The organism is Edaphobacter lichenicola (genome assembly GCF_014201315.1).
In the GTDB taxonomy this organism is placed as follows: domain Bacteria; phylum Acidobacteriota; class Terriglobia; order Terriglobales; family Acidobacteriaceae; genus Edaphobacter; species Edaphobacter lichenicola_B.
On the sequence record NZ_JACHDY010000004.1, the window covers coordinates 84887 to 103912 of the forward strand.

Sequence of the window (19026 nt, forward strand, 5' to 3'; positions counted from 1 at the left end):
TGGCAGAGAACTTCAGTCGAAATCTTGAAGTAATGGAGCGTAGTATGAAACGTCACAATCTCTTGACCGTCGCAGTTGTCGCTACCTCTCTTGTTGCAGTTCCGGCCATATACGCGGCTCCCACAAGCATCTCATCTCCTGTTCATGCAATGTTCGGCAAAACAAAGACCAATACGGTCAAACTGAATCTTCGCAATGACACCGGCGCTTCTCTGCAGGTCCTGGTCGGGGATAAACCTATGACGCTTGAGCCCGGCAAATTAGTTAACCTGGATGTTCCAGTGGGAACACGCATCGTTGCCAATAGTGCCACACCAAACCACGCGGTAGGATCTCTCATCGAAGAGGTCATTAAAGATCATAACGGTGCCACGATCGCAATTCGTTAGGACCGAGACGATATCGCTGAATGACTCCAAAGGCCGATCGCTTCTATCAAGTCCGGTCGGCCTGCAGGGTTCTTTCCTCTTTGATGGATCAACTCCGACTATCCATGTGACGCGCTTGATATCCTCAGCAGTATGATTCGCAATGTCGCCGTCTTTTGTGCTTCCGCCAATGGTTTTCATTCTGCCTACCGAGCCGCTGCCGAGGACCTCGGGCGTGCCCTTGCTGCCCGCAATATTGGCGTAATTTATGGAGGCGCAAACGTCGGCCTGATGGAGGCCGTTGCCGAGGCTGCCCTATCCGCTGACGGCAAAGTCATCGGTGTTATTCCTGAAGTGCTCGTCGATCTCGAAGTGGCCCATCGCGGTATCACCGAGCTTCACATCACCAGCACCATGCACACCCGTAAGGCGCTGATTGGAGAAAAGGCCGACGCGTTCATCGCGCTACCGGGCGGTTTCGGTACCTTCGAGGAACTCTTCGAAGTCCTCGCCTGGCACACCCTTAGGCTCCACGCGAAACCTATCCTCTTGCTCAATACGCACGGCTTCTACGACAAACTCCTTACCTTTCTTGATCACTGCGTAACCGAGGGGATGCTCAAGCCGAAGAACCGCCAACTCCTTCTCGTCGCAGATACTGTTGAAGAGGCATTTACCATGTTGAAGTTAGACGAGCAGGGAGCGTCTGCAGACAAACTCGACTGAATCTCGACAGGCTAACAGAGCTCGGCAATCATTCGCAGTGCCATCGGCCCTCGCTATAGCCCTTGCTTTGCCATACAGCTTTCACAATGGCACACTCGCCGCAGATATGCCCAGGAGTAGATTCCGCTTTCGTGTCCATCATTCCACTTGAACCTCAGCGCATATTTGCCAACCGGTGTCACCTCCAGCGGTTTCACCGGAGCCTCATACATCTTCAGCAGAGTCTGGTCTTTGGCTTTCGCCTCCCCTGGTAACCTGCCTGTCTTCTCCCGATCTTCGTGGCATGTGGCGCACGGACAAGCATTCCGCAACCACGCGAAGCTCCACGCACTTCGGTGCCCGTCCTGCCACTCGATTTCGACCCCAGTTCCCTCGGTCTTCTTCACTCGCACTTTTCTCGGAGTCACCGAGCCCGTGGGCATCTGCTCGTGCTCCGCGTCTTCCCGGCGCGCCTGCTCTGCGCTGACAATACGAATTCCTTCATGACTCATTGCGCGCTCTCCTCATGCCGTTGTTCCGAACGACATCTTCAAATCTCTCCACTCTGATACCGCTGGTTAGCCATTTCTCCAGAAGAAATAAGCAGCCATCATGCATCCAGTAATCACAACGATCGTTCGCAGCACATTCGCACTCATTCGCCGAGCATACTGCGCTCCAACATATCCGCCAACGCCGGCAAATATCATTGAGATCAGGCAGTAACGCCAGATGACTGCGCCACTCACTACAAACGTAACCACGGCGCAGAAGTTGGACAAACACGCCGCAAGCACCTTCAGTGAGTTCAACGCGTTCATCTCCTCTACTCCAAATAACGCCAGCGCGCTCATGATCAAAAAGCCAGCACCTGCGCCAAAGTAGCCAATGTAAAAGCATACCGGCAGCAGCACAAAAAACAGGGACTTCACTGCAGGGGATCTCTTGATATGAGGCTCGGACGACCGCTTCCTCAGCCACTGAGATACCGGACCACTGATTCCAAACAGCAGGGAAGCGACCAGCAGCAGCCAGGGAACCATATGCAGAAACGTGATTTGCCGGGTATTCAGCAGTACGACAGCTCCGCTGACTCCTCCTAGAACTGAAGCCGCACAGACAACCGGCAAGAGTTCCCGGATTAGGTCTCCGCGTAACGCAGCAACCGAGGTCAGCTGTCCCGGCCATAGCGCGACCGTATTCGTCGCATTTGCCTGAATGGGGGCCACCCCAATGGAGAGCATAGCCGGAAAGGATACGAACGATCCTCCACCAGCCATCGCATTCATCACACCAGCGACAAGAGATGCTGTGACCAGCCAAACGTAGTGCCAATGCGAACTAAGATTCGAGATCATCCATCTTCCATTGTATCCAGTCGCGGTTGGCCGTTTGATCCTGAGCCTTAACCCTCTTAGGGTTCACATTGCTGCTGGCATCTCCGGAGTCGCCGCAATCAAGCGGCGCGTATATTCTTCTCGTGGCGCCTCGCAAACCTGTTCGCACTCCCCCAACTCCACCAACCGTCCGCGTTGCATCACTGCCACCCTGTCGCACAAGTACCGCACCAGCGGCATAGAATGCGAGATAAACAGATACGTCAGCCCATATTCTCTCTGTAACTCTCTTAGCAAATTCACAACCTGCGCGCCCACGCTTACATCCAGTGCACTCACCGGTTCATCCAACACCACGAACTCGGGTCTGAGCGCCAACGCGCGCGCAATGTTAATTCTCTGTCGTTGCCCACCGCTGAATTCATGAGGAAACCGCTCCAACGCCGACTCATCCAAACCAACCGTCAGCAACATCCCTTTCAGCCGCGAGGCTAGACCTGCGGGTGGTCTCTCCCCGTGGATTTCAAATGGCTCGGTCAGAATCTGCTTCACTCGCATCCTGGGATTCAACGCCGCGTAGGGATCTTGAAATACGATCTGCATACGTCGTCGCATGTCTCGCATCTCGTGTGAAGTCATGGACAGTAGGTCCCGCCCCCTGTATCGCACTTCCCCTACAGAAGGTTCTTCCAATTGCAGCAAAAGGCGAGCAACAGTGCTTTTTCCAGACCCGGATTCGCCGACCAATCCTAATGTCTCTCCCGGCCGAATCACGAACGAAACGTCGTCCACCACGCGGCGTCCCCTTACGAACTCTTTCGTCAGGCTTCGAGCCTGCACCAGTGCCGTCTCATCGATTTGCATAGCCGGATGGTAGCATCCGACGTCGGTGCGCTCCGCAATGCCATGCGCTGATAGGTGCAAAACCATACTGTGCGGACCGGTTGACACAAAAGAACCCCACGAACAAGTGGACAAAGTGCGGTCAGCGCGAGCTCTAATGGTGCGATGCGGCGAAAGCGTTCGTATAGATGAACTGCGATCCGACGACCAGAAGCCAGACCCAAAGAGCGAATCGCAGGGGCCTTTTGGGTATCCAGCGCACAGTAACTGTTCCAAGAGCAACTCCCGCGAGTCCTCCGAGAATCAAGTGCCGAAGAAGACTCGAGTTAGTTCCATGAAAGAAGCCATGGGCACCACTACCGATGAGCGAGAGGAGAAAACCAAAGACAATATCCGTTCCAACTACTTGCGCCGGTGAGAGAGAAGTCAGGCTGAGCAGCGCCGCAGTGCCCAATGCTCCAGCTCCTGCAGAAGAAAATCCCACCTCAACTCCAAGGGGCAGCATCAGAAAAGGGAGTAGGCGGCTGCGATCCTTTGGTGGCGCTTCGGTTCGTTCTGGTCGAAAGGAGAAAAAAATCTGCCAGAGTGCTGTTAGAACCAATACGCCGCCCAGAAGACCGTTCAGCAGAAGTTGCGGGCCGTGGACGTCAAGGTGGCGGAGCACGAGCGAGCCAATAAGAACCCCCGGCAACCCGCCGACCAGCATAAGGCTAAGGACACGCCATGAAACCTGCTTGCGAGCGATCTGCGATGGCACCAGAACAAGTTTGACCGCGGCAGAGAACATGAGCCCCGTGGCCACAGCCATCGGCGCAGGAACTCCAAGAAACAAGATGAGCAGCGGCGTTGTGATCGTGCCAGCGCCAACGCCGGTCAAGGCAATGAAGACGGCGATAATAAATCCGATGGCGTATTCCATGAGTCTTCCTTTCGGCGACCGTATCGACGCGGATCACCGGTTTGGAGCGGCCTGAATGTGAATGCCGCACTCGACCTTGCGGCCAGCCCACCGACCAGAGCGTGGGTCGTTGGGATCTGTAGGGATCGAGGTGCAGGGTTTGCAGCCGATGCTGGTGTAGCCGACGTCGTAGAGCGGCAGGAGCGGAATATCGTAGAAAACGCATGCCTGCCAGATGTCCCGCGTAGTCCAGTCGGCGAAGGGGCTGAGCTTGCGTACGGTGATGCCGCTGGGCAGCGTGAAGTCTGCAATCTCTTCAAGCGCAGCGCGGCTACGCGCCTGTTCGCGGCGCAGACCGGTAAGCCAGATCCTGTAGTTGCCGACCGCAGAGAAAAGCGGCTCGACTTTGCGTAAGGCACAACAGCGATCGGGTGCGGTCTGGTAGAGCAGTCCATGCTCAAGTTCCTGTTCCGTAACTGTACGGGTTGGAAGAAGATTAGTAAGGTTCAGCTTCCAGTCGACTGCAATCCGGTCGCGGTAGGCATATGTTTCCGGGAAATGGTAGCCCGTGTCCAGAAAGAGGACCGGGATATCGGGCCACAGTTCGCGAGCCAGATGGAGGAGGAGAACATCCTCGGCCTGAAAGCTGCAGGTGAGGCAGGCATCATTCTCGACAGGTGTTTCTGGCAACTCTCGGATGAGAAGTTCGCGGACGTGTGCAAGTTTGGCATCAGGAACGTGGGATTGGAGAATGGTCATTATCTGTTTCCTCCCGTAATGATTGCTTGGGCTTCGAGGAAGCGAAGGAGATCATCAACGTCGGAGAGAGCGATCTCCCTTTCACCAAAACGAACTGCCTTCCCCTCAGACGTATCGTGAGTCAAGACCAGGGCTCCACCAGCGGTAAGCGCGGCAATGGATTCCTCAGAGGGTAACTCTGGGCGAACGATGAAAGCACCCCGAAGAAAGAGAGTTCGTTCCACCACGTCGGCGAAATCAATTGGACTGAAGAGATGGATGTGCGCTCCAGAGTGGCCCCAACGCTCGCGTCGGTCAGCCTCTGTCACTACGTTTGTCGTTTTGGCAATCGTTTCAGCGCCGATAGACCGGATCATTCCTGCGGCGACAGTCAAATTAGTTACCGGATCGATCAGAACGAAGCTTCCGGTGATGCGGTTTGTGGAGTAGCTATCAACAAAGAGCGGCAGAACGGATTCAATCTCCACTAGGCCGATATCGTTAAACTTCAGTGTTTCGGCGGCGCCTTGCTCCAGGGTTTCTACGTCAAGGCGGTATCGAATATCAGTGATCAGAACCTGAACGGTCCTGCTGGTGTGCTTCAGTAAGTAGCGGCAAGCAAGGTTGAGAGGCTTTTCGTCCATCCAAACAAGGGAAGCAGTGAAGTTCCTTGTCGTGATCGCCGGCGATTCAGGAGCGACGATCAAGTCGCCTCTACTAATGTCCAGCTCATCTGTAAGGGTAAGAGTTATAGATTGGGGAGTCTGTGCCTGCGCAAGATCGCCATCGAAGGTAACGATGCTGCGCACGCGGCTCATTCGGCGTGACGGGAGCACCATGACGGTATCCCCGGGGTGGATTGTTCCCGCTGCGATCTGTCCGGAAAATCCACGAAAGTCCTGGTTGGGACGAAGGACTCGCTGGACCGCGAAACGAAAAGGGTCAGCGACTCCGACCTCCGCCGCAGGGACCGATTCAAGCAGTTCGAGCAGCGAAGGCCCTTCGTACCAGGGCATGGCAGCGGTTGGGCGAACGACATTGTCACCGGTCAGCGCGCTGACTGGAACGAAGTAAAGGTGCGGCGGACGCATATCGCCAAGTTCATCAAAAAATGCGGTGAAGTCAGCACGAATCGCATTAAAAATCTCTTCGTCGTAGTTGACGAGATCCATCTTATTGACTGCGACGACGATGTGGCGAACGCCAAGGAGCGCGGTTATGCAGGCGTGGCGGCGAGACTGAGTGAGCACACCCTTTCGCGCATCGACAAGAACGATGGCAAGCGAAGCCGTTGAGGCGCCAGTAGCCATATTGCGGGTGTACTGCTCGTGGCCCGGTGTGTCGGCGATGATGAATTTGCGGTTGGCGTTGGAAAAATAGCGATAGGCGACATCGATGGTTATACCCTGCTCGCGCTCGGCACGGAGCCCGTCTGTCAGGAGTGCAAGATCGACGCTGTCTGCGCCCGTGGTGCCCTTGCCCGTGATCGAACGGACCTGATCTTCGTAGACACTCTGCGTGTCGTAGAGTAATCGGCCGATGAGGGTCGACTTCCCATCGTCGACCGAACCGGCGGTGGCGAAGCGAAGCAGATCGCGGGCATGCTCGTTCGCAAGAAAACTGGAAAGAGAAAACGTTGAGTCTTCTTCAAACTGTGTCTCCACGTCCAGCTTCAGAATGGATTCGCTGATAGGCATTTAGAAGTAGCCCTCACGTTTTTTGAGTTCCATCGATCCTTCTTGATCGTGGTCGATCACACGATTCGCCCGCTCCGACGAACGGAAGGAAAGCAACTCTTCGATAATCTTGGGCAGCGTGTCGGCGTCCGAGCGAATCGCTCCGGTGCACGGACTGCAGCCAAGCGATCGAAGCCTCGAGAGCACCATCTGTGGTTGCTCCCCAGGCCATGCAACAAAGCTCTGTTCAACCGGAAGAAGCGCGCCTTCGCGTACATACATCGGCCGTTCTCTGGCGAAGTAAAGGTCGACGATGGGAATGTTTTCTTGCAGGATGTACTGCCAGACGTCCATCTCAGTCCAGTTCGAGAGAGGAAAGACACGGATCGACTCACCGGGGTGAATCCGCGAGTTGTAGAGGTTCCAGAGCTCAGGACGTTGGGCCTTCGGGTCCCATTGGCCAGCTTTATCGCGAAAAGAGTAGATGCGTTCCTTGGCGCGAGACTTCTCTTCGTCGCGACGAGCGCCACCAAACGCAGCATCAAAGCCGTAATGACTAAGGCCATCGAGCAGCGCCTGTGTTTTGAGCAGGCCACAGCACCGTTTGGTGTCGAGCGCGATCGGATTCGTTCCTGAAGCAATGGCAGGCTCGTTACGCCAGACAAGAAGTTCAGCTCCAACTTCAGCTGCCATGCGATCGCGAAACTCGATCATCTCGCGGAATTTGAAACCCGTATCGATATGGAGAAGAGGAAACGGGATCGGAGCGGGATAAAAGGCTTTTTGCGCAAGCCGCAGCATCACAGAGGAGTCTTTCCCGATGGAGTAGAGCATGACGGGACGTTCAAACTCGGACGCAACCTCGCGAAGGATATGAATGCTCTCGGCTTCGAGAAGCTGTAGATGCGTAAGTGCCGGTGCGGCCAATGCCATGACAGACTCCAGAGGGAGTTTCGGATGCAACTTACCCAAAGCACAAAGCTCAGGAGAAGTGTCTGAAAAACAGTTTTTTAGAGTGGAAGACTAGCGCGTGAGTCGACACGCCTGCTCGACGTTGAAAGGGCAACAACAACGGAGCTGGCATGAGATGCGCATTTTCTACCCCCAGAATAGCAAAGCCCAGAAGCAGAGGCAAATCTTGGTCAGTCGGTTCGAGAGTCTGCTCACTCAAAAAGCGAGACTGAGATCCGGTTGAATAAAAAAGTCTCTGTGCTACTATTTGGTTTATGGCTCTGACCTTCCACTATGCCGTTACTGGCTGTTGTTGTTGTGAAGCAGGTCTGCGCCTCTCGCCGTCGAGAAGCTAGTCTCCTCCAAAGCAAACTCACATCGACCAGTTGCTAGAGCGGGTTATCGTTCTTTCGAGAATTCAATGTATTCAAGAATTTCAAGGCAGTTCCGGCAGACCAGCATCATAGTTTCCTCTCTGGAAACGATGCCAACCTGTTGTCGACGCTAGCCTTTCCATTTCTCGAAACTTTATAAAGCCATTCCCCACCTACATGCGTGTCCTGCTCAAGGCGCTTGGAGATATCTTCAATGTTCCGTCGATCAATTTTTCTCATAGCCCCATTTCTACTTGCAACGGTTTCGAGCGCCCAGATCGTAGGTGGGACCATTAGCGGTATTATCACGGATCCCGCGGGTGCAGTCGTTCCCGGTGCCCAGATCACGATCCGAAATCAAGAGACAGGCGGGGAGCGCCACCTCATCTCCGATGCAGACGGAGCATATGCTGCACCTTCGATTCCCATTGGTGTTTATGCGATCAACGTGGTGCGCGAGGGCTTCGCTCCGCAGACACGCGCCGGGATTTCTCTCACTGTAGGTCAAGCCACGCGCATCGATCTCACGCTGCATCCGGGTAATATCACAGAACAGATCACCGTTACGGATGTGCCCTCGTCTGTCAATCTTTCCACCCAGCAGATCTCTGGCCTCGTCAACGAGCGTCAAGTCAAGGACCTCCCGCTCAATGGCCGCTCTTACGATCAACTCATCACGCTGAATCCTGCGGCGGTGAACTACACAGCGCAACGCAGCGGATCGGTTGGGACCTCCAACTCCTCCGTGGGTAGTATGTTTGCGATCTCTGGTCGACGCCCGCAGGACAATCTCTATTTGCTCAATGGCATAGAATACACTGGCGCATCGCTGATCAACGTCACCCCGGGCGGTACCAGCGGTCAGCTGCTCGGCGTCGATGCGGTGCGTGAGTTCAACGTCGTCAGTGACACGTACGCGGCAAGTTATGGGAAGCGTCAGGGAGCCCAGATCTCCATCGTAACGGCCTCGGGCACCAATAACGTCCACGGTTCGGCGTACGAGTTTCTTCGTAACTCTTTCTTCGATGCACGCAATTATTTCGACCAGGCCCACATCCCGAACTTTCAGCGCAATAACTATGGTGCCTCTCTCGGCGGCCCCATTCGCACCAACCGGCTCTTTCTCTTTGGCAACTACGAAGGCTATCGGCAGAACCTCGGGATCACCGACGTCACGCTCGTTCCTGACGCTCAAGCTCGACAAGGTCTGCTTCCCGACCCGGCTAATCCGAGCGGACCGCGGAAAAACTATGGCGTCGCGAACGGAGTTAGAGCTTTGCTTAATCTCTGGCCCGCACAAAACGGCCCAGAGCTGCTCGATGCCAAGGGCAACCCGACCGGAATAGGTGAAGCCTTCTCCAATCCCACCCAGCACATCCGCGAGGACTTCGGCACCGCACGTTTTGACGCTAACCTCACCTCGCGCGACCTCCTATTTGCTGTCTACACCGCAGATGATTCTACCGCCAACACGCCGACGCAAAACCCCTTCTCGCTCATCAACGAATCGCTTCGTGAACAAGTCGTCAGCGTCCAGGAGCAACACGTCTTCTCCGCTCACCTGCTAAACACGGCCCGCGTTGGCTACTCTCGCGCTAGCTTCTTCTTCCTCGGCAATATTCCCTCTTCAATCCAGACCGACACTCCCGGCTTCCTCGCGGGCAAGCCGACTGGAGCTATCGTGATCGCGGGTTCTACCGCCTCCAACGGCTCGTCGCAGATCACCGGCGCCGGTGCGAACGTTGGATCGAACAATGCCACGGCGCGCAATCTCTACACCTTCGACGACCACGTCTTCTATTCCCGCTCGCGTCACCAGATTGAGGCCGGAGTGTGGCTTCAGTCGCTTCAGTCGAACGATAATCTCGCCCAGAACCAGTACGGCCAAGCCTCCTTCGCTTCACTCACTACCTTCCTGCAAGGAACTGTCAAAACCTTCACCGTCGTGCCCAATCCCACGCCGCTTAATTGGCGGAGCTTCATGAGCGCTGCTTACCTCGAAGATACCTGGCAACTTACGCCAGTGTTCGAGATTCGCGGCGGGATTCGCTTCGAATCCACCAATGGCTGGAACGAATCCCACGGTCGCGCCTCGCAATATGGCTTTACAAACGGCATCATCAATTCCAGTCCAACGACAGGAACCTCCGCCCTGTCGGACAATCACGCGAAGATTCTCCCCGAACCGCGAGTCGGCATTGCATGGAACGTCTTCGGCAATGGCAAAACCTCGCTTCGCTCAAGTATTGGCCTTCATCACTCTCTTCTCGACAATCTCGACTATCGCCTCGACCAGGCGGCGCCCTACAACACAACTCTCTCCTACTCCAACGTGCCTATTGCAAGTCCGATCAGCGGCGCACCAGGGCTCATCTCTCCGTCTAACGTTCAACCCGATATCTCGACTCCGAGCGTTGTCTCTTACGCACTCAGCATCGAACAGCAGCTCGATCAAACGACCTCAATCACGGTTGGCTATGTAGGCTCTCACGGCTATCACCAGATCCTTTCGGAAGATCAAAACGAACCGGGTTCCACCATCTGCTCTCCGAACTCAATCTGCCCTGTAGGCACATCGGCCGGAACGATTTACTACCCTACGACGGTCAAAGCGAACCCTCTGGTAGCGAACACCACGTCATGGGTCTCCGGCGGCTCGAGCAGCTACAACGCCGTCGAGGTTGATCTTCGCCGCAACCTGACACACGGGTTACAGCTTCGAGCCAACTACACCTTCGCCAAGAATCTCGACACTGGCTCTGCCTGGAATACAAGCGTCTCGGCCAACACTCCCGCGTTTGTTTCCTATCCGGCAAATCCTTCGTTGGACTACGGCCCCGCGGCGACTGATATTCGCCACCTCGCCGCCTTCAACGCCACATACGAACTACCCGTCGGCCGTGGCCACTTTCTTCTGTCCACCGTGTCGCCGTTGATCAACCACGCGGTATCGGGATGGAGTCTCAGCACCATCGCAACACTCCAAACCGGATTTCCCTTCAGCCCTCAACTCGGCTATAACCCTACCGGATCAGGTGACACCCGAAACCCCGTCCGCCCCAACCTCAATCCCGACTTCCATGGGAGGCTTTACGCTAGCGGCACCACCTCAACTCGCGTTGCGCAATTCTTCTCGCCTGCCGCCTTCTCTGCACCCGCCTATGGCACCATCGGGAACCTCGGCCGCGACACTCTTACTGGCCCAGGTTATGCAGACTGGGATCTCTCTCTCCTAAAATCTACCGCGCTGACTGAGGGGACCAGGCTCCAGTTTCGCGCCGAGTTCTTCAACGTTCTCAACCACACCAACCTGCAGACACCCAACGAAGTCGTTTACACAAGCGGTCCTACTCAGGGCACAATCGCTAACCAGACTGCAGCCGCTGTTCAAAGCCCCACTGCCGGTGTCGTTACCGCAGCCTCTACCAGTCGTCAGATCCAACTCGCGCTCAAGCTCATATTTTAAGGAAAAACATTAACTTCTCGGATATTCCGCGGATGCATCGAAGCTCAAGACGGCGATGCTGAACCGTAGGTGCGTGGTACGTGGTAGCGGAACTCTTACCGCACGATCTATAGATATACTTCTCCGGGGAAATAAAATCAGTCATTTCCTTCCTGTGAAATAGAAAGCTTTTACAGGAACCCAATTCACTCAGGCCGGAGCTCCTCGAAATGTTTATGCGCAACCGTCCCTTCTTCACATGCAGCGCCATCGTAGTTGGCGCTCTCTTTCTGACGAGTCTTTCCAGTTCTGCACAGTTCGTCGGCAACAACCCCCAGGCTGTCGACAAGCGCGTCGATGATCTCCTCGCCAAGATGACGCTCGATGAAAAAATTGATCTCATCGGTGGTGACACTCCTTTTCGGACCCATTCTATTCCGCGGCTGGATATCCCCTACTTCCAAATGGCGGACGGTCCTGTGGGCGCACACATCCCTGCACCTACTATTGCGTATGCCGCTGGCATTGGTCTCGCGGCTTCGTGGGACAGGGCGCTCGCTCTCAGCGTCGGCCAGCAACTGGGCCGCGATTCACGCTCTCGTGGCGCAGCTTTTCTCCTCGGCCCAGGAGTAAACATCTATCGCGCGCCCATGAATGGTCGCAACTTCGAATACTTCGGAGAGGATCCTTTTCTGGCAAGTGCGATCGCCGTCGGCTACATACGAGGCGTCCAGCAGGAAGGAGTTTCGGCGACCGTCAAGCACTACCTGGGTAACAACTCCGAGTATCTTCGCCACGATTCAGACTCGATCATCGATGAACGAACACTTCGTGAGATCTACATGCCCGTCTTTGAGGCTGCCGTGAAGACTGCCAAGGTAGGCGCGATCATGGACTCCTACAACATTACCAATGGAGAGCACATGACGCAGAACGGGCGTCTTAACATCACCGTCGCAAAGGATCAGTGGCATTTTCCAGGGATCATTATGTCGGATTGGGTCTCAACCTACGACACCGCAGCAACCGCCAAAGGCGGCCTTGATCTCGAGATGCCCTTTGGCGTCTACTTCTCCAAAGAAAAAATACTCCCCCTACTGAAAGATGGCACCATTACTCAGGCCGAGATCGATGAGAAGGTGCGCCGAATCCTCCGCGTAGCAGTCGACTTCGGTTGGCTCGACCGACCACAGATGGACACCAGTATCCCGCGCTATAACCTCGACGGCCGCACGGCGTCTTTGCAGGCCGCGCTTGAAGGGGCAGTCCTGCTCAAGAATGACAACAACGCACTTCCTCTTAACAAAACTGCACTTAAGACGATCGCAGTCATCGGACCGACGGCAACCCAGACCGTCACTACCGGCGGCGGTAGCGGCGAAGTAGTCAGCTTTGCCAACGCCAATCTTCTGGTAGGCATCAGCAACTTCGTTGGCCCGCAGACAAAAGTTCTCTACGCTCGCGGTCTTCACAGCGTCAACCAGATGTCACGTTTGACACGCTTCACAACCGATGCGCAGGGCACAACACCGGGAGTTAGCCACACTACCTTCGCAAAAGCGAACCTTGAAGGAGATGTCACAGGCACAGTCACAGAGACGGCCATGCTGACCGCTGGCTCCACTCGCCGCGAACCTGAAGAACAAGAGCTCAATGCGCTTACCTCCCATAAGAGCGCATCTCCCTACGTGCGCACCACCACCAGCAGCCGCTGGACCGGTTATTACACCCCCGCCGAGGCAGGCAAGTTCGCGATCTTCGTCCAGACCGATGGGAAATATCGGCTTCTAGTGGACGACGCGATTGTCTTCGACAGCTCCGTGGTCCCCAAATACATCCTCAACCAAACAACTTTGGCCCTCACCCAGGCTCCGCACAAGGTGGTTCTAGAGCAACTCTCCCAGCAGATCGGTTCCGTCTCCGGCATGCGAGTCGGCATTGCTCCTCTCAGTACGATCGTAGAGAAAGACGCTCTTGAGATGGCTTCGCACGCTGACACGGTCGTCCTCGCAGTGGGGTTCAATGCATCCTCCGAGTCGGAAGGTGGAGACCGTACCTTCGAGCTTCCCGTCGGCCAGGAGCAGCTTATCCAGCAAATCACCGCCCTCGGCAAAAAGACAATCGTCTTCATCACCTCTGGCGGCAGTGTCGATATTTCAAACTGGAAAGATAAGGTTCAGGGAATCTTCGAGACCTGGTATGCAGGGGAGGAGGGTGGCACCGCAGCGGCTCGCCTCCTCTTTGGCGAAGATAATCCTTCCGGTCATTTGCCCATCAGCTGGGAAAAGAAGATCACGGATAATCCCAGCTATCGCAACTATTATCCGGACGCCGGCACCAACAAAATCGTCTATCGAGAGGGTATCTTCGTAGGCTATCGAGGTTATGAGCACAATCACGTAGAGCCCCAGTACCCGTTTGGATTCGGCCTCTCCTACACGACCTTTTCTTTCAGTAAGCTAAAGAGCACTGCGTCGGTCGATGGCCACATGACTATAACGTGCGATGTCACAAATACGGGAAATCGCTTAGGCGCAACTGTGGCCCAGCTTTACGTTGGTCAGGAGTCAGCCACGGTTGATCGCCCGTCAAAAGAACTAAAAGGGTTTGAACGAATTGTTTTGCAACCCGGCGAGACAGAGCACGTCTCCTTTAGCCTCGACCCTCGCAGCTTCAGCTACTTTGACGTCAAATCTTCAAGCTGGCGGGCAGATGCTGGAGCCTACGATCTGACGTTGGGCGATTCCTCCCAAGACACCCAGCAGAAAATTACTGTCAGACTTGAAAAGCCTTTGACATCATCCATCAGCGAGTAGTCGACTGATCAAGGTCGCATCAAAATTTACTGAGAAGAAAAGCTGCCTGCAATCGTTTGTCGTGATGGGGAACGGTTGCAGGCGACTTAGTTGTAGTTGAAGTCGCACCATAAGTTCCCTGATCACTTTTGGCCGCAGATGAAACCTCTCCACTGTTCTGCAGTAGCTCAAACAAGACATTCTGAATACGCGGCTGAAAGCCGACTTGGATCGGTTAGAGAGAACGAATCGACCAATGATGCGCCAATAAAGCTGAAAAAAGATCACAATGTGGGTGACGTGTGAGAGATGCCGCCTAGCTGAATCTCTTCCAAAGGGGTTAATTGTAAAATTTATGTCTTCACTCTGGCAAATTGCGGTACGGAGGTAGTACAGTACCCTCCAAACACTGTACGACCATATATCTTTTTGATCAAAGTGTTGAGGCATAGCCGGATAGGGTATCTGCCTACCCGTAGATTTGCGAATCAACGCGATTTAGTGTACAGTCCCGTTTCTTAGTTTTACATCCAAGTCAATTTCGCTCTTTGATTGGGTTTACGCCCGTTGTCATCGGCACCATTAGTCTTCCAGCTTCTTAGAAGGTGTCCAGCGATGAAATCTCCGCTCCGTCTGTCGCCCATTTCCCTAGCAGGATGGCTATGTCTATGTATCTATTGCCTGATTCACCCCTGCAGCACGATCCAGGCGGTGTCCCCAGCGGCTTCGGAAAACACCCAGTCGCTGGCTACAAAGACGCCAGCTTCTAAAAGAGATAATGTCACCATCCCCGGCCCTCTTCGATCTTTTCTCCGCATGGCTGGTATTAGTCAGAAGGTCTCCAAGGACGATGTGCTGGCTCTCCTAGCCCGAAACGTCTATCTTCGTGGTTATCAGCAGAGCAGCCCGACCGAATTCCTTATCTTGATTGATCGTTATGTGAATCAGGCGAGAGAGCTTCAAGTTCTGGCAGGGGCGAGTAGCACGATCCGGGTCGCCGGCTGTGACGACGCTGGTACCCTCGTTCATATCCTCGGGTATCGTCTTCGGGAAGGGTGCGGTCAGAAAAACTTCACATTAGAGACGGCAAATCCGGAGAGAGCTTTTCTTACGATCGATTCGGGCTTTCCTCTGGTCGAACTGGAAGAAGCTCTCCAGAAAGGCACTCCATTCACGTATCAGTATCGAGCTTCTCGAGTTCCAGCGCTGTTCCACGAAGGCGATTGGATTGGGTTAAGCCAAAATGCGAGGGCAAGCTCGGGGAACCTGTTAGACGTGCTACTCAGCGATCCTTCCGTGGCCCGTCTGTATTGGGCCCTAGCCAAAACAGACGACGAAACCAGCCTCGCATTGCGGGATTCGCCAGGCCTCAGGAAACTGCTTCCGTTTGGAAGCATCCTGGATTTTTATGGAAGCCAGATATGTATCCGCTCTGGGCGCGTAGTTGTCCCCGGAGGGGAGAGTGTAGGCGCGGATTGGAAGGAACTGGTCGGTGCGAGTCCAGAGAAGTCGGGGGAGTTCGTTACCAACTTGCTTGCAAAGGATAACGGCTGGCTTGCTGCCTACTTCGATACCTTGTCCCGTGTCAGTCGGACGCAGCAGATACACCTTACAGAAGCTCCACGCCTGAAGCAACTTTACGACGTCTTTCGCAAAGCAGCTAATGGCACCAATGCGGTTAGCGGAGTATTTCCAAAAGCGCCCGATCTGTTAGTGCTGTTTACGCGTATTCAATGGGAGCCTAACGGCGACCCACACGTACCGGGAAATCTCGAGGTTTGGAAAGAGATTCTTCTCCAAAAGTCCGACTCTAAAACCGTTCGCAGCTGGGTCAAGCGAGCTCGGAGCTGGGATCGCCCGGAACAGCTGCTCGAGACGATGACCGCACTTTCCTCAATAGACAGTGATAACGGACCGCTCCAGATTTATCTCACGTTAAGTGAATTAGATCGCGGACGACAGCCAGCGAATCGCTTATCCGCCGAGACAGTGCGTCAATTGGCCGATCGATTTTCAAAACTGAACAACTGGTACCTGGTGTTCGCTGAGTTTCCGGCTCTGAACGACGCTGGCATCGCCAGCTTCATGAAATCGACGGACGTGATCGAAAAAATTTCAAATCAGACACTGCGTGGGAATGCCCTGGGAGCATTTCAAGCGACCGTCGGGCTCTGGCAGATCCTTGCCCGGCAAGGACAAATTCCAGAGAGCGAATTGAACACGTCCTGGCAGAAAGTGGTCGAGCCATTCACCACGATCTCTTCCTCTACTCAACTCTTCGACAGTACTCAAAAATCCCTCCAGGAACTTCTGCTTACAGTAGGCGCAAAGGCGGACTCCTCTCAAGGCGAACTCGTTGAGTTGCTTGCAGGTCCACGTCAAGCGACCCCGGACGGACTACGCGAGCACATCGCATTGACCGCGAGAATCAATTCGGTTTTAGAAGACCAGCGGCTGGTTTCTCTTGATACGTTATTCGCCCTTAGTGAAGGCCTTGAAGAGATGGCCCAGGGGAAGGGCAAAAGCGACGCTCTGATTCCACTTGCAGCAGAGCTCCGAGAATTTGACCTGCCTCGCCCGATCTTCACCAACAGCGAAAAGATCAGTTGGGCACCTCCGAACTACACCGCCCATCACGCGGAACTGCAGGTACGCACGGATTTGACGAAGGTCATTAAAGAGAAAGGTTCGCACGCCCAGCTCGAAACAGCTCGTGGCCAGCTCATGCCTTTTTTGAGGGATACTCTGGTTGGTTTGAACTACGCGTACTATGAACCCCCCGGCGCTCAAATGCTTCACCATAATCCGCTCTTCGTCCGCTCACACGACTTTCTTGGCGTTTCGATACAGAGCCCGGATCGACTCTGGAGTGCACCCATACTCTTGGGTGCGGGATCGCCTGCCGGCGGCGGAGCGTATCTCGTCGGATCTCTAGTCGATCTGTCTTATGCCTTGGCAACGACGGAGCAGGATTTTATCTCTCCGGAAAATATACAAGCTCTAATTTGGAAAGATTTAGTGCCGGAACTTCTGGTCGGCGCCACGCTTCCGCGTTGGTGGAGCGTGACCCCGATTGAACTTCATGCCGCCACACTTTATCAGAAGTCCGGCGAAGAGTTGTTGACGGCATCAGCAGGAAACGACCAAATCAGAGAAAAAGTAATCGCCATCCTCTCTGATCGTTTGACATCGCAACGACTAGAACGAGTTCAACAGTCACTGTTTCGTTCGGAGGATGTAGCTGCCATGCTTCCGCAAATGACGCCAGCCGAAACCGCCTACCTTGCTGCCGAGTATGAAAGTAGGTTTCCCGAAGAAAATAGCTCCTGGGGGGCGGCTGGTCAACAACTTCAGGAGCTGCAACGGCGATACCCAGCCGAGGTAAGCTGGGAGCATCTCTCAAGAGACTTCGGCGTGCCCCATCCGACGATGGCCCGAACGAACGCTTGCCAGCTGCTGAATGTAAAACCCTTTCCCTTCTTTGGCTCCTATTCCAGCCGCCTCTTTGGAGAGTCTTGGGAGTCCAGCAACTTATATTGGGCTCGCCTGGCAGATGAGATGGGTTATTCCCCTGTGGCGCTAAACAGCCTTGTCCCGGAGCTGAGCCGACGTGCGGTCAGTAAGATATTTGCGACCGAGCCCGACGATTGGCCTGCAATCCTTCGTGCTATTCAAGAAACAGGAGATGAGTTTCGACAGAGCAAAACTGCCGGGGTCCTAGGGGTCAATATTACTTCTACTATGTCGGAGCGGACGGGAGCCGATGCCAACACACATTAGGAAGAGTATGGTGAAACGACATCTTCTATTTCTCTGGTTACTTTTATTCCCTCTCTACGGCGACGGTTCTGGCGCTGCCCAGAATGATACCTCGCGCATCCGCGTAAGCGTCGTCCTTGTGCAACTGAATGTCGCCGTGACTGATGGAAAGGGGAACTATGTTAGCGGTCTCAGTCCAGAAGACTTCTCTATAACCGAAGACAAAATTCCTGAAAAAACTGCCACCTTCGAGGAGGGAAACGAACCACCTCGGAGACTGATTGACGTTTCTCCGTCTGGCGGTCACCCTTCTCAGGACACTGGCAAAGGTGCGGTAACGATAGTCCAGAAATCCACTGCCGGGGATCAAGGGAAGACTCCAGACTTGTGGTCGGCGGGGGCTAACGTTTTTATTCTCTTTGACACCAGCAACTACATGTACCGGGGATTTGTATTCGCTCAGGATTCCATCGCAGATTTCATTCGATCTCTCGAGGGCGTTAGCAAGGTGGCCCTTTATTCCTATAGTCGAGATCTTTCCCGCGTATCTACACTTACGTCCGATCGGTCGCAAGTCTTGCGTGGCGTTCGCAACACGGTTGCTGGTGATGACGCTGCACTCTATAACTCCCTCTTGTTGACGGTAAAGGATGCCGCTCGTTTGACCGGAAAAAAAGCTATCGTTGTCTTTTCTAATGGTCCCGACAATGCGAGCCTGGTGCCGCCCGAGGACGTAGCGGAGTTGGCTCAATCCACCGGCACAATTATTTACATGATCAGCACTCAGCAAGCCGAAGATGAACCAGTTTCTACCGCTGTCTTTGAGCGAATGAGCAAGGTCACAGGTGGTAAAGCCTATTTCTCGAAGAGTTGGAGAGACGAGAAACAGGCGTTTGCCTCCATCCGGGATGACCTGGCTCATCTCTACACTCTCAGCTACTATCCCCAACCCAATCCAAATCGGGGCTGGCGCACGATAACGGTAAAGCTCGTTGGCAAAAACCTGCAGAAGTATCACATCCGGACTCGGGATGGTTATCGCTTCCTTCAGCAGACACCGTCTACAGACAATCTACCGTTGCCGGGGCCGGACCCTCTTTCGCAGTGATCCAAGTCGGAGAACAGCAATCGTCCTGC

At 54.5% G+C, this 19026-nt stretch carries 13 protein-coding genes; 6 read left to right on the plus strand and 7 right to left on the minus strand.

The annotated features are described in order from the left end of the window. Nucleotides 1–44: 44 nt before the first annotated feature. Nucleotides 45–389: a hypothetical protein gene (locus HDF09_RS13850; protein WP_183767313.1), complete on the plus strand. Its 345-nt coding sequence runs from the start codon at nucleotides 45–47 to the stop codon at nucleotides 387–389. A 132-nt stretch (nucleotides 390–521) separates the two neighbouring features. Next, the gene (locus HDF09_RS13855; RefSeq protein WP_183767315.1) at nucleotides 522–1094 is read left to right on the plus strand and encodes an LOG family protein; all 573 of its coding nucleotides are present in this window, start codon (nucleotides 522–524) and stop codon (nucleotides 1092–1094) included. A gap of 53 nt (nucleotides 1095–1147) precedes the next feature. Here the strand turns inward: HDF09_RS13855 and HDF09_RS13860 are convergent, their stop codons facing one another. The 7 genes from HDF09_RS13860 to cysD all read right to left on the minus strand — a co-directional run bounded on the left by HDF09_RS13860 (nucleotide 1148) and on the right by cysD (nucleotide 7498). Further along, nucleotides 1148–1585, minus strand: coding sequence for a DUF971 domain-containing protein (locus HDF09_RS13860; protein ID WP_183767317.1), 438 nt, complete (start codon nucleotides 1583–1585; stop codon nucleotides 1148–1150). 66 nt (nucleotides 1586–1651) lie between these two features. Beyond that, the gene (locus HDF09_RS13865; RefSeq protein ID WP_183767319.1) at nucleotides 1652–2431 is read right to left on the minus strand and encodes a sulfite exporter TauE/SafE family protein; all 780 of its coding nucleotides are present in this window, start codon (nucleotides 2429–2431) and stop codon (nucleotides 1652–1654) included. A 63-nt stretch (nucleotides 2432–2494) separates the two neighbouring features. Beyond that, nucleotides 2495–3340, minus strand: coding sequence for an ATP-binding cassette domain-containing protein (locus tag HDF09_RS13870; protein WP_311719669.1), 846 nt, complete (start codon nucleotides 3338–3340; stop codon nucleotides 2495–2497). 67 nt (nucleotides 3341–3407) lie between these two features. Beyond that, nucleotides 3408–4172: a sulfite exporter TauE/SafE family protein gene (locus tag HDF09_RS13875; RefSeq protein ID WP_183767323.1), complete on the minus strand. Its 765-nt coding sequence runs from the start codon at nucleotides 4170–4172 to the stop codon at nucleotides 3408–3410. A gap of 33 nt (nucleotides 4173–4205) precedes the next feature. Further along, the gene (locus tag HDF09_RS13880; RefSeq protein WP_183767325.1) at nucleotides 4206–4910 is read right to left on the minus strand and encodes a phosphoadenylyl-sulfate reductase; all 705 of its coding nucleotides are present in this window, start codon (nucleotides 4908–4910) and stop codon (nucleotides 4206–4208) included. Beyond that, entirely contained in the window at nucleotides 4910–6586 is a 1677-nt protein-coding gene (gene cysN, locus HDF09_RS13885) for a sulfate adenylyltransferase subunit CysN (RefSeq protein ID WP_183767327.1), read from the minus strand. Before cysN ends, HDF09_RS13880 begins: the two co-directional genes overlap by 1 nt. Further along, complete coding sequence (gene cysD, locus HDF09_RS13890) at nucleotides 6587–7498, minus strand: sulfate adenylyltransferase subunit CysD (protein ID WP_183767329.1); 912 nt, start codon at nucleotides 7496–7498, stop codon at nucleotides 6587–6589. 606 nt (nucleotides 7499–8104) lie between these two features. Between cysD and HDF09_RS13895 the strand changes: the two genes are divergently transcribed. The 4 genes from HDF09_RS13895 (at nucleotide 8105) to HDF09_RS13910 (ending at nucleotide 18997) form a co-directional block, all read left to right on the plus strand. Further along, on the plus strand, nucleotides 8105–11356 hold the full coding sequence (locus HDF09_RS13895; protein WP_183767331.1) for a TonB-dependent receptor: 3252 nt from the start codon (nucleotides 8105–8107) through the stop codon (nucleotides 11354–11356). A 215-nt stretch (nucleotides 11357–11571) separates the two neighbouring features. Then, entirely contained in the window at nucleotides 11572–14151 is a 2580-nt protein-coding gene (locus tag HDF09_RS13900; RefSeq protein ID WP_183767333.1) for a glycoside hydrolase family 3 C-terminal domain-containing protein, read from the plus strand. 795 nt (nucleotides 14152–14946) lie between these two features. After that, nucleotides 14947–17910: a hypothetical protein gene (locus HDF09_RS13905; protein WP_221270152.1), complete on the plus strand. Its 2964-nt coding sequence runs from the start codon at nucleotides 14947–14949 to the stop codon at nucleotides 17908–17910. 7 nt (nucleotides 17911–17917) lie between these two features. Next, nucleotides 17918–18997 carry a VWA domain-containing protein gene (locus HDF09_RS13910; protein WP_183767337.1) on the plus strand — a complete coding sequence of 360 codons (1080 nt, stop codon included), beginning with the start codon at nucleotides 17918–17920 and terminating at the stop codon, nucleotides 18995–18997. Nucleotides 18998–19026 lie beyond the last annotated feature (29 nt).